This is a genomic window from bacterium (assembly GCA_029210965.1).
GTDB lineage: Bacteria > BMS3Abin14 > BMS3Abin14 > BMS3Abin14 > BMS3Abin14 > JALHUC01.
This window is the reverse complement of sequence record JARGFZ010000030.1, coordinates 16,071-29,396: the sequence shown is the minus strand read 5'-3', so window position 1 is coordinate 29,396 and position 13,326 is coordinate 16,071. Positions and strand designations below refer to the sequence as shown.

At 60.0% G+C, this 13,326-nt stretch carries 2 protein-coding genes and 1 riboswitch; both genes read left to right on the top strand.

Features of this window, described 5'->3' with window-relative positions; translation table 11 throughout:
- The first annotated feature begins 252 nt into the window (after positions 1-252).
- A complete protein-coding gene (locus P1S59_10775) occupies positions 253-1,554 on the top strand; it encodes an acetamidase/formamidase family protein (protein MDF1526736.1) in 1,302 nt (433 codons plus the stop codon).
- A 909-nt stretch (positions 1,555-2,463) separates the two neighbouring features.
- Positions 2,464-2,594: riboswitch (cyclic di-GMP riboswitch) on the top strand.
- A 240-nt stretch (positions 2,595-2,834) separates the two neighbouring features.
- Positions 2,835-13,265 (top strand): isopeptide-forming domain-containing fimbrial protein, encoded by a 10,431-nt coding sequence (locus P1S59_10770; protein MDF1526735.1) that lies wholly within the window; start codon positions 2,835-2,837, stop codon positions 13,263-13,265.
- The last annotated feature ends 61 nt before the right edge of the window (positions 13,266-13,326 follow it).

Genomic DNA, 13,326 nt, shown 5'->3' with positions numbered 1-13,326 from the left:
TCGCCCTGACCCCATTGCTCCCCATTGCTCCATTGCTCTCAAAGGTTACCAAAGTGAGATTAGATGGTATTATCAATTAACTAAACGGGAGGGCTATTGCTAAATTCCTGCCCTGACCCCTGTGGTTCGGGGGACGAGACATATCTACAGCACGCCGGTACCGCGATAAAAGCAGGTAACAGTAGTAGGGAAATCAAATAACTGACACAAATACCCACGGATTTACTGAATAACGGGACAGGGGGTCAAAACATGGCTGACAATAATGAAAAGGTTGTCGTTTCAACGTACACGAACGGTATTCTGGACCCTGACGAGCCGATGCTCGGTCCGGTAAAGGATGGTGGTACCATTGAGGCAAACACCATGCCTGGCTGCTGGGGGCCGATGATCACTCCTCAGCTCAGGGGTGGTCATGAGGTAACCCGGCCGGTTTATGTGGAAAACGCCGAACCGGGGGATGCTGTTGCCATCAGGATCCGGGAGATAAAAGTCACATCTGCGGCCACTGCCTCCGGGCAGGATCGCATGGTCGAAGGACATTTCCATGGTGACCCCTATGTGGCCAAAAAATGTCCCGGGTGCGGTACCATAAATCCTGAAACCAGGGTAGAAGGCACGGGCCCGAATGCCGTGCGCTGTGCCGGTTGCGGCACCGTAATAACGGCATTTCAGTTTGAAAACGGCTATACCGTCGTTTTCAACGATGAGAGATCCCTCGGAGTGACTGTGGATGGAAAAACAGCGGAGCGCATTGCCGGCGATGCCAGGAATCATGCTCAGCTTTCTGAAAACTGCCGGCAGTATTCGGCCCTGCTTATGGCTCCCCACGATCTCGTTGGAGTCATATCCCGGATGAGACCGTTCATGGGGCAGCTCGGAACAACCCCGGCGGTGAAGATGCCCGATTCTCACAACGCCGGCGATTTCGGGGTTTTTCTTGTTGGTGCGCCCCATGATTACGCGATCACCGAAGAGCAGCTCGAACTGCGCACCGACGGACACATGGACATCGACGCAGTCCGGCCCGGAGCGATCCTGGTAGCTCCCGTGAAAGTGCCCGGTGCCGGCGTGTACATGGGTGACATGCACGCGCTCCAGGGCGATGGCGAAATTGCCGGACACACCATGGACGTAGCCGGGGTCTTGACGGTGCAGGTCGATGTGGTGAAGGGACGGGAGCTTCGAGGACCGGTACTTTTTCCCCTTATCGAGGATCTCCCTTTTCTGGCCTTGCCCATTAACTCCAGGGAAAGAGCAAAAGCCGAAACGCTGGCAAAACAGTGGGGCCTCTCCAGCCTGGAGAGATCCGCTCCCATCTCTGTTATTGGAACGGGAGCCGATTTAAATAAAGCCACTGAGAACGGGCTGCAGCGAGCGGCCGATCTTTTGGGGATGAGCGTTCCGGAAGTGAAGAACCGGGCCACAATTACAGGAGCTATTGAGATCGGCCGCCTGCCGGGAGTCGTTCAGGTTACCTTCCTGGCACCATTGGGGAATCTGGAAAGTGCCGGTCTCCTTCCCTTTGTAAGTGAGCAGTATGGAATTGGTTAGGGAGAGGTTAAGGGAGGGCTGGGATAACAAATACAAACAGTGCTAAGGGATAGGTGCTGAAGAGGGGTTAAACCATGAGGTCAGGTTCCTCCTTCGCTTTCAGCTACGGCGGGACAAGCCTGCCTTCTGACCTTTTGTAATAAACCAGGATACGACCCACAATTTGCCCTCAAGGAATGGTAAAAAAGACGATCGAGTTCAAATACTGGCGTATCACCCACACGGAGGTCTTAAAGAGTGGGGAAAACCTGCTGACAATATTAATGGCACCCAGCAAGAGAATATGATCCCCGGGGGACATTAATAAAGAGCTAAATTCGGGTCAGTTTTATGAAAACATTTCAGACCCGTCTGTACAAGCCTCCCAGGGCCCGGAGCCGAAAACTGCCAACATTTCTTCTCTTATATTTCTTCCTGTCAATTTTGCATTTCTGGATGCCTTGTTTTTAAGGTGCCTTCGGAAAACTGACAATTTGTCAGTTTTCCAGCCCCCGGGGGTGTCGAAAATGGCATGCTTATTGAATGTCTCTACCTGGAAAATAGGGGCAGGTGGGTTGTCATCCTCTACCCGAGAGCAGGTCCCCTGGTATTGTTCGCCAGACCCGTCCAGCGGGCCTGCGCACCGGGGTGTGCGTTGAGGTGAGGTATGGAAGGACGCATTTATAAAACCCTTTAATGCTCATTCGTAATTCTGCGGGCGTGAGCCCGTAGATGAAAGTACCCGGAGTATTCCTGCACCTGGCGAGGTCAACGAACCAAAGTCAGAGTGCGGAAGACGGAGGGCAAGCGCAGCTTGGCCTTTATGATGCCACGGGCGTGAGCCCGTGGTAGTTCACTAACACGGGACAGCCCGGATTTCTTTGTGATTCAGGTTTAAGTACAGCTCTTTGAAATGGATCATTTTCACTGTTTCCGAAAAGGTAAACCCCGGGAAACCGGGGGGCACAAAACCACGGGTCCGTTGGATATGGGCGGTTTCGGTCAGCGTATCACGCTCGCCGAGGTCGTTTATTCCTGGAAAGGACAGCCGGGTTGCCGAAGAAGCAGAGCTGTTTGTTTATAAAGCTTCTGTTTACCAATTCGGAAACAGAGGGGCTTTTTGAAAACACAGCCTGCTTTCCTTTTTTGGGAGCAGGCTTTTTTTGTGACGCGTTTCGAACCCGAAGAGGTATCCGGTGTTGAGGACAATGACTCGAGCGACATGCATAAAAAGAGTGCTTCGCATGAGATGGACAAGAGCCGGCGATCTTCTTCCTCTGGTCCTGGCGGTATGCGGACCCATGTTCGGCTTCTGGCTGCTGGTCCTGATCGTCCTGCTTCTGGGGGCGGCTTCGCCGGCGCTGGCCGCGGAGAAGTTCTGCAGCGAACCTCCGTACTTGGGAGTGATAGACGGGGATACAGATCCTGTTCCTGTCCAGATCACCATCGACACGGATTGCACGTTCAGGAACTTTCCGCAGTCAAACCCCCTGACCTCCACCCTGAACTTCCAAACCAACGACCCTTCCATATATCTCATAATCTTCGACAACGTCTACTACACGGGCAATATGGCCTGTTCCAACATCGCCCACAGGATATGGTTTTCAAACAGCTCCTATTATGGTGCCAATAATGCCTGCCAGGACCTCTTTATACCCGTAGAGACGATCGACAAGAAGAACCCAGCGGGCCAGACCACCGCCGCTATCGGCGTGCCTTTCACCTATACGCTCACCCTCCCGGCAATGAACCTGGGAGGCGGGCCGTCGGTCAATGACCTGCACTCCGTCACTTTCTGGGACGACCTCACCGCGACGGGCGCGGATCTCACTTTCGTGGGCATCAATGCCTACTACCTGGGCAGCGGTGCCCCCGTCGCGCTTGTACAAGAAACCGACTCTGCGGCGCCAGGCGGGGCCTGGACGGAAAAGAACCTCTCCTACGAGCCGATCCCTCTCATCGATGCCGGAGAGCAGATCGTCATCGAATTGACGGTCGTCCTCGACGACACGGGCAATAACACGCCGGGCACGCAGTTCTTCAACACCGCAAAGTGGCTATTCGGGAGGCTTATCGACGGCGTGTTCTACGAGCCCCTGCCGGGTGAATGGGGAGTGACAGACCCTATGACCATCGTGGAACCCGCCCTTGTGGTAACAAAAACGGGTTCCTCCTCGGTGATCAACCTCGGAGAGTGGGCCCAGTTCACGATAGACGTATCCAATAGCGGGACCTGGGCCGGCGACGCCTGGAACGTCCACATCGCCGACATGCTGCCGAGCGCGTCATCAAACGCGGTAAGTGGCGGGATGTGCACCCTGACGCCTGAGGTGACCGGCGTGACGCTCGCGGGTGCGCCTCTTACTCAGAACACCGATTATTTGCTCAGCTACGCAGGCTGTGAGCTCAACCTCATCTTACTCGAGGCGGCCGGTCCTATCGGGCCGGATGAGCACCTGGTCATCGACTACCGGACCAAGATCGACGCTGACAGCGAAAGCGGCGCCGTGCTCACCAACGTTGCCGCTGCCGCCCGGTGGACGAATGACGGGGACGAAACTACCGGGCAAACCCACACCTGCCCCCCCACCGACGGCACGGAGAGCGTTGCCGACTGCCAGGACGCCCACGACCTGCTGGTGGCGCTATCGGGTTCTTTCTTCGAGAAGACCGTAGCCAACCCGGCCACCGGCGACCTCGTCACCATCGCTGAGCCCGGGGAGACCCTCCGCTACACGCTGAGCCTGCGCAGCATCGACGGGTCGTTTATCGATGTCAGTTTCTACGACGACCTGAACGCGGCAGCGGCGTTCGTGCCTGATTCGCTCTCCCTCGTGAGCTATCCCGCGGGAGCAGACACCTCCCGGACCGGCAACGGGATTATTGACATCAGGGACCTGAGCGGTGCCCCCGGCAGCACGATAGAGGTGGCGTTCGATATCACCCTCGACCCTGACCTTACCGAAGGTTTCGTGGTTCTTAACCAGTCGGACCTCATCCAGGGCGGCGTCAAAATCGCCGACAGCGATGACCCGAACATTAACGGCCAGGCCGACCCCGACGTGGAGGGCGACGAGGACCCGACACGTGTTGTGATCACCTGGTCTCCAGCAGCGCCCCCGACCAAGACGCTGGTCTCGCCGACAGATCCGGAGGCGACGATAGGCCAGGAGGTGGCGTACGAGATCAAAGTGCCCGGAACGCCGAGCGACCACCCGGTGTACGACGTCGTGATCACCGATACCCTCGATGAGAACCTCGAGTACCTGGGTATGACCCAGTACGGCGGGCCGGCGGTGACGGACAGCAGTACCGCTCCCGACCTGAGCTTTGGCGTCGCCCAGATCCCGGAGGGCCAGCAGGTGGTGATCGAGGTGAGCGCCCGCGTGCGCAACGTACTCACCGCCCAGCAGGGCGTTGCGGTGGACAACACGGCCTCCTACACTTACGCCAACTCCCCAGGCGGAGCCGCGCAGCTGGCCCTGGCCAGCGAAACCGTTACGCTCAATATCCTGGAGCCTCACATATCGAGCATAACAAAGGGCGCGAACCCGATCGCTCCTGCCGCCGGCGAGACAGTGCGCTACAGCGTGACGCTGACGGCCAACGACAGCGTCTATTCGTCGGATGTGTTCGACGTGAAGCTGACCGACACCCTCTCACTTGGTCTGGTCTATGCCGGCAACCCGGCAGTGACCGTCGGTGCCGGTGTCGGGGTCGACAACATCATTGCCGCGCCCGTTATTACCGGAGACGGCATCAACCAGGCGCAAACGCTGATCTGGAGCCTTGAAGGCGGCAACGCCGACATCGACATCGCCGAAGGCACCTCCGTCACCATCTCCTACGATGTGCAGGTGATCGGCGGAGCGATCGCCCAGTCACTCACGAACAGCGCTGTCGCCGAGTGGACTGGCATCGACGGACCGAGCGATTACGAGCGCGACGGTTCGGACGGCATCGGCGGGCTCAACGACTACATTACGGTTCCGGCCACGGCGACGATCAGCAACGTGCCGCTCCTATATGCTCTCAAGACCGCTCAGATCCAGTCCGATTACGGGTCACCGGGGATCGTCGACCCGGTCTGTACCTCTCCGACATGTGACTCGCTGCTCTACACCATCGTCATCAGCAACTCGGGGGGGGTTCCGGCCACGGGCGTGATGCTTACCGATGACCTTCCGGCCAACACGACCTATGTGGCCGATTCCCTTCTTCTAAACGGTTCATCGGTGGGACCCGACGGCGGCGTGTTTCCGCTGATCGCCGGTTTGGCGGTGCAGTCCGCAGGCGGTCCGGGCACAGGGATTATTCCGGCCGGCGAGAGTGCCGAGGTCACCTTCGAGGCCAAGGTCAACGACGGCCTTCCCACCGGGACCCTCATCGTCAACCAGGGCAGCGTTACCTCGAACGAACTGCCGACAGAGCCCACCGATGCCGACGGCATCCCGTCCAACGGCGACCAGCCGACCGTGGTTGTCGTCGGGCAGGCACAGCTGCTCTTGATAACCAAGGAAGTGACGGTGGTCGGGGGCGGCATAGCCGTAGCCGGCGGCCTGCTGGAATATGTGATCCGGGTGGACAATATCGGCAGCCTGCCTGCCACCCAGGTAGTGGTGACAGACGATCTGAACCCTCCCCTGGGCGACCAGGTCACCTACGTCCCAGGTTCCGGCACCTTAAGTGGTTCGGCTGCCGGGGTCGTCTATGCCAGCGGGGTGCTCACCGCTGACTATGATTCCCAGTACGGGAACCTGGCGCCCGGCGACCAGTTTGAAGTTCGGTTTCGCGTGGATATCGATCCCGCCCTCCCCATGGGAACGACCATCACCAATACAGGCGTGGTCAGCTGGAACAGCCCCGCGCAGACCGACTCTGCCAGCGTGTCGATCGACATAGGCGGGACGCCGGGCAGCGCCAGCCTTAACGGCAGCGTCTGGCACGACGCGAACCTGGATAAATTCCCCGACACCGGTGTCGAAACCATGATGATGGGATGGTCTGTTGCGCTCACCCGAAACAGCCTGTTGATCGCAACGGCGGCCACCGATGTCAACGGCATATACCGGTTCACCGGCCTGGCGTTCAACGAGGGCACACCGGACCTGTATGAACTGCGCTTCACCGCGCCGAGTGCGGGGCCCAACACGGCCTCGATGGGTGATGCCGACTCGCCCTTCACGAACGGTCCGCAGCTTATCAGCGACATTACCGTTTCTGCCGGCGGCAACCTCCAGAACCTCAATCTTCCACTCTGGCCCAACGGTTCCGTATACGACTCCATGGCGCGTACACCGGTTGCCGGAGCCACGGTGACGATGCTCAGTGGGGCCACCGGCATGGCCTTGCCGGGCCAATGCTTCGGCGACCCCGTGCAACAGAACCAGGTCACGGCCGTAAACGGCTATTACAAGTTCGACCTGAAGTTCGACCCCGCATCCTGCCCTCCAGGTGGCGACTATCTCATAGAGGTGACGCCGCCTGTCACCGGCTATATGAACATGCCGTCCCGGGTCATTACGCCCGCCAGCGACGCGGGCACGCCGCCGTTTTCCGTCCCTGCCTGCCCGGGCAGCCCTGACGACGCGGTGCCGGCAACTCCCGAGTACTGCGAGGTCATAGCCTCCGCGGCGGTGCCGCCGCCATCTGTTGGGCCCGGTTCGGCCGGGACCATCTATCATACGCACCTTACGCTGAGCGATGGGACCATTCCCGGTCAGAGCCAGATCTTCAACAACTTCATACCCATAGATCCGGAACTGACCGGGGCCGCGGCCATCACCAAGACCTCCTCCCTGACCGACGTGAGCCGGGGTTCGCTGGTCCCCTACACGATCACCGTGACCAACGTTTACGGCGAGCCTCTTTACGACATAGCCATCGCGGACATTTTCCCCGCCGGATTCAAATACAAGACCGGTTCCGCCCGCTTGAACGGCAGTGAGGTCGAGCCGCTGATCAACGGCCGGGATCTGGTCTGGGACCACCTCAACCTTTCGGTCAACCAGGAGATCACCATCCAGTTGCTGCTCGTGGTGGGCTCGGGTGTTTCGGAAGGCCAATACGTTAACCGGGCCAGAGTGCTCAATACCATTACTGACGGTGCCCTCTCCGGAGAAGCCACGGCAACCGTGCGTGTCATCCCCGACCCGGACTTCGACTGCACCGACGTGATCGGCAAGGTGTACGACGATCGCAACTTGAACGGCGTGCAGGACTCGGGAGAGGAGGGGCTATCCGCGGTTGACCTGGTGACGGCGCGCGGCCTGATCGCCTCCACCGACGAATACGGCCGCTACCACATTACCTGCGCGGCAGTGCCCGACGAGGATCGCGGCAGCAATTTCATCCTCAAGCTGGACGAGCGCAGCCTGCCGAGCGGTTATCGCCTGACGACTGAGAATCCCCGTGTTATGAGGCTCACCCGCGGTCTGGCGGCGCGCTTTAACTACGGCGCAACCATCCACCGGGTGGTGCGAATGGACATCGCCGATGGTGCCTTCGAGCCCGGTACCAGTGAGATCCGGATGCAGTGGAGACCCAGGATCGCGCAGTTGATCGAGGAGTTGAAAAAGGCCCCTTCGGTGCTGCGGCTTTCCTATCTCGGCGATGTGGAACCTCCCGGCCTGGTCGAGGAACGCCTTGAGGCGCTCAAAAGCAGTGTCACCGAAAAATGGGAACAGACGGGAACCGGTTACCAGCTGACTTTTGAAACTGAAATTTTCTGGAGGCGAGGCACCCCCGCCGCCAACGATTTTTCAGAGGCGGCCGAGACGCATCTGCCGATGGATGTCCCTGTCACACCGTGGCTCCATGACCCGGCCATATTCGAAGTCGATGAAGGGGACAGGACGGAAATGCGCCAGGTCGCCGAGCAGGAGGTCACGACCATAAAGCTCGACAACCTGGTTAGGCCCATCCATTTCGAGCTGGGCAAGATCGATATTACCGAGGAGTACATCGCGATGCTTCGCGACGTACTCGACAGCATGCGCGGCCGCACCAATGTCCGGCTCCATTTTGTCGGCCATTCCGATTCCCTGGCCCTCCGGGGCGACCTGGCGGACATATACGGCGACAACGTCGGGCTGTCCCGGGAACGGGCGGGGAACGTGGCTGAATACTGCCAGAGAGCGCTGAACCTCCCGCCGGAAGCCATCTCCTACGAAGGGCTTGGCGACAGCCGGCCCGCGGCCAGCAACGAGACAGAGGAGGGACGGCGGCTCAACCGGCGCGTGGAAGTGCAGGTCTGGTACGACGAGGTCAGCGAGAAGCAGGTCGAGAAGGAAGTGGTGGTTCCACAGGAGATCCTCCGCATCAAGGTCTGCCGGACCGAGACCGTCTGTAAATTGAGCTACAAGGACGGCAACGCCCATCGCGCCCGCATCAGGAACAGTGTTTCTCCTCTTCACTACAACAAGGGAATGCTGAGCGTACCGGGAACATTCCTGCAGCAGGTCAGCCAGGCGATGGACAACCTTCGGGACAAGCAGAACCTCGTGATCAAGTTCATCGCCTATACAGACAACGCAGGGCTTCAGGGGCGGGACGAGCGCATCTACGGCGATCCCGTCGGGCTCTCGAAGGCGGTCGCCCGGCGTGTTGCGCTTGCCGTCCAGGATGAGCTGGGCCTGCCCAACACCGCCATCGAGACAGAGGGTCGCGGTTCGTCGCAGCCTGTCACATCCAACGATACGCAGCGCGGCCGGGCGCTTAACCGGCGCGTGGAGGTGGAGTTCTGGCACGATGATCCGCTCCAGGACCTGCCCGACGAACCCCAGATCTGCCCTGACGCCCCCGGAGCCCAGACCGTCACCCGGGTCTACGATTCTCCCCTGGGCGGCATCGCTCCTATCCTTTTTGAAAACGGGCAGCCCGTGATACCGGAAGCCTATGTCGACACCTTGCGCCGCGTCATGAGCGAAGTCAGCGACAAGACCAGTGTCCGCCTGCGGTTTGTCGGTTACACCAGCAACAAACGCCTTGACCGGCGGACGGCGGGGATCTACGGGGACGATATCGGCCTCTCCATGGCCCGGGCACGCCGTGCCATGGAGGCCGTGAGCGAGCAGATGGGGCTTGCCCAGGGACAGGCTGAATTCGACGGCCGCGGCTATGTCCAGTCCGACGACGTGGTGAACGCCGGTTTTATCGAGTCCGACACGTCCAGGGTCGAGGTGCAGGTTGTCTACGATGAGCTCATCGCCCGGGACGACTATGAAGGGGTGGAGGTGACTCCGTTCACCCGCGAAGTGAACATGAGCAACCCCTTCGCGCTGAACCTCATGCGCATCACGGTAAATGGAAAGCCTCTCGATGACCCGAACAAATGCAGTTCGGACGTGCAGCGCTGCACCGACGTGGCCCTGGAGGATGCCCGGATCCGGTTCAAGCACGACAGCCTGGAGCTCAAGCCGCGGCTGAACGTGACCGCCTGGCCGAACACCATCCAGCACCAGGATTCCCCTGACACGGAGTTTGTCGAAAACCTGGTCTATTTCCGCCTGTACAGCAACTACCGCGCCTTCATCGAGCGGGCCCAGGTCAGGATCTTCGATCAGGACCAGTCCGTGGGCGATACGCCCCTCGCCGTCCTCGAGATGGATGCCGACGGCATGGCCCGGTGGCAGCCCGGGTTCGAGGATTTCTCGGCGCCCCTGCGCAGATTGAAATACCTGGTTCGCGTGTACGGTGAAGGGGGGCTTTTCGACGAGACCAGCACCCAGCCCCTTTGGGTGGTCGACCGGATAGACCCGTCCGCTGCCGAGGCGGACCGTCGCGAACAACTGCTGGCCGGTTACGGTGAGAGCCGCATCGCCAGGCGCGGGATCCCCCTTCACGGCGGCACCGTGCAGGCCCACGGCACCGCGATTCCGGATGGACACGGTGTGTGGATGGCCGGGCGCGAAGTGCCGGTGGACGGCGCCGGCGGTTTCGTTGCCGAACAGATCCTGCCCGAGGGAATCCACACCGTCGAAGTGGCCGTCCTCGACAGGTCCGGCAACGGCGAACTGTTCCTGCGCGATCTGGAGCTTGAAAAGGAGGACTGGTTCACCGTGGGAATCGCCGACCTGACGCTGTCTCAAGACCAGACAGACGGGCCTGCCGAACTGCTCGCCCCGGACAGATCCCGTTACAGAGATAAGGTTAACCTCGAGGGCCGCCTGGCGTTCTATACAAACGGCAAATTCGCAAACGGCTGGTCGCTTACGGGCAGCGCCGATACACGCGAAGGCCCTGTGGACGAGATCTTTTCCAACTTCATGGACAAGTCACCTGAGGCGATGTTCAGGCGCATCGACCCGGATCGCCACTACCCGACCTTCGGCGATGACGGTACCGTCACCCAGGGGGCCCCGACCAGCGGCAAGTTCTACCTCCAGATGAAAAAGGAAACATCATATGGCCTCTGGGGCAACTTCCGGATCACCTACACCGATACCGACCTGGCCCACGTGGACCGGGGGCTGTACGGCGCCAATTGGCACTATCAGCCCTCTGCAACCACCCGTTTCGGCGAACCGCGCCTGGTGGTGGACGGCTTTGCCGCTGACCCAGGAACCGTGGCGGGACGCGATGAGTTCCGCGGCACGGACGGATCGCTCTACTACCTGCAAAGACAGGACGTGCTGGCCGGCTCCGAGCGCGTGCGCATCGAAGTGCGCGACAAGGATTCCGGGATGGTTCTGGCCATCAAAAACCTGACGCCGGTGCTCGACTATGACATCAACTACCTTCAGGGACGCATCGTGCTGTCGCAGCCTCTGCCCGCCACGGCCGACGACGACCTGCTGGTGCACGGCGGTTCCATCAGCGGCAATCCGGTCACCCTGGTGGTTCGCTACGAATTCACGCCCGGTTTCGATGACCCCGACACCATGGCTGCCGGAGGCAGGGTCCATTACTGGCTCAACGACCACCTCAAGGTCGGCCTGACCGCCAGCCGGGATAAGGAAGCGGATATCGACAACAGCCTGGGCGGGGCGGACCTGACCCTGCGCCAATCCGCAGGCACGTGGATCAAACTCGAAGGCGGTCGCACTGAAGGTCCGGGCGCAGCGGCAACGACCTCTGACGACGGCGGTTTTATTTTCGACGCGCCGATCTCCCTGGGGGGTGAAGTGGATGCTCAGGCTTATCGCGTTGATGCCAGTGTTGGCTTCGCGGACCTTTTCGAGAACGGCAAGGGGAAGGTCACCTTCTACCTGCAGGACCTCGAGGCGGGCTATTCGGCACCGGGCCTCGCCACAGACCGGGACCTGACCAAATACGGCGGCACGGCCCAGCTTCCGGTTGCCGACCGCCTGAATTTACGTTTGAAAATGGACAAGCTGGAGCAGCAGGATGGTCTGAGGACTGAGACCGGGGAGGTGAATGTCGACTACCGGATAGGCGAGCACTGGACCCTGGGCTCGGGCGTACGTCAAGACAGCCGCGAGGACAATGCGGCGGTGGTCCCGTCAACCCAGGAAGAGGGCGACCGGACGGATGCGGCGATAAAGCTGCTCTACGACTCCAGAACGCGGTGGACTGCCTATGCCTTTGTTCAGGAAACAGTCAACACAAGCGGCAACCGTGAAGACAACGGCCGCCTAGGTGCCGGCGGCAGCCTGCGACCGACCGACCAGCTGAACCTCACCGGCGAGGTTTCCGGAGGAGACCTCGGGACTGGCGGCAATCTCGGAACCGAGTACCTGTATTCCGACCGGACCACCCTGTACACCAACTACAGTCTCGAGAACGAGCGGACAGATAACGGTCTGCTTGCCAGGAAGGGCAACATGACCTCCGGTTTTAAAACCCGTTATTCGGACAGCGGCAGCGTCTACGCCGAAGAGCGGTATACCCACGGCGACGTCCCCACGGGTCTGACCCATTCCGCCGGCGTTCAACTCGTGGCCGCCGGCCGACTCAATTTCGGGGCGAATCTCGACCTCGCCACACTCAGGGACCCCGAGACCGCGGCCGAACTAGAGAGGAAAGCGCTGGGTGTGAGTGTCGGCTACGGGTTCGACAAGGTTAAATTCGCCAGCGCCCTCGAATATCGGGTCGATAACATCGAGCAGCCGGACGCCAGCTCCTCCGAGCGCACCTCCTGGCTTATGAAAAACAGCTTCAAGTACCAACTGTCGGTCAGTTCACGGCTAATTGGAAAATTCAATTACGGCGTGAGCGACAGCTCCATGGGGGATTATTTTAACGGAGACTATACGGAAGCCGTCCTGGCCCACGCGTATCGCCCCGTCAACCATGACCGCCTTAATACGATGGTCAAGTACACCTATTTCTACAATTTCCCGGCGGCCGATCAGCTGACCGCCGGCAGCACGGCACCCGGCCCTGTTCAGCGCAGTCATATCGCATCGATAGACGCCAGCTATGACCTGACAAAGCGCTGGACCGTGGGAGGCAAGTCCGCCTACCGATATGGCCAGGTGGCCCAGGACCGGGATAATCCGGAGTTCACCACCAGCCGGGCCAGCCTTAATGTACTTCGCGCCCAGTGGCACGTTGTCCACCGCTGGGACGCCCTTCTGGAGGGACGCATGCTTGACCTGCCCGACGCGGATGACAATCGCAGCGGGGCGCTGGTGGGGATCTACCGCCACCTGGGTGAGCACATAAAATTGGGCGCCGGTTACAACTTCAGCGATTTTTCGGATGACCTGACCCAACTGGACTACAGGCACCAGGGCGCGTTCATCAACCTGGTAGGGAAGTATTAGAAATGTGGGGCTTTGCCTCATTTGAACTGAAGAGGGAAACACGGATTTTCTCAGGCACGAG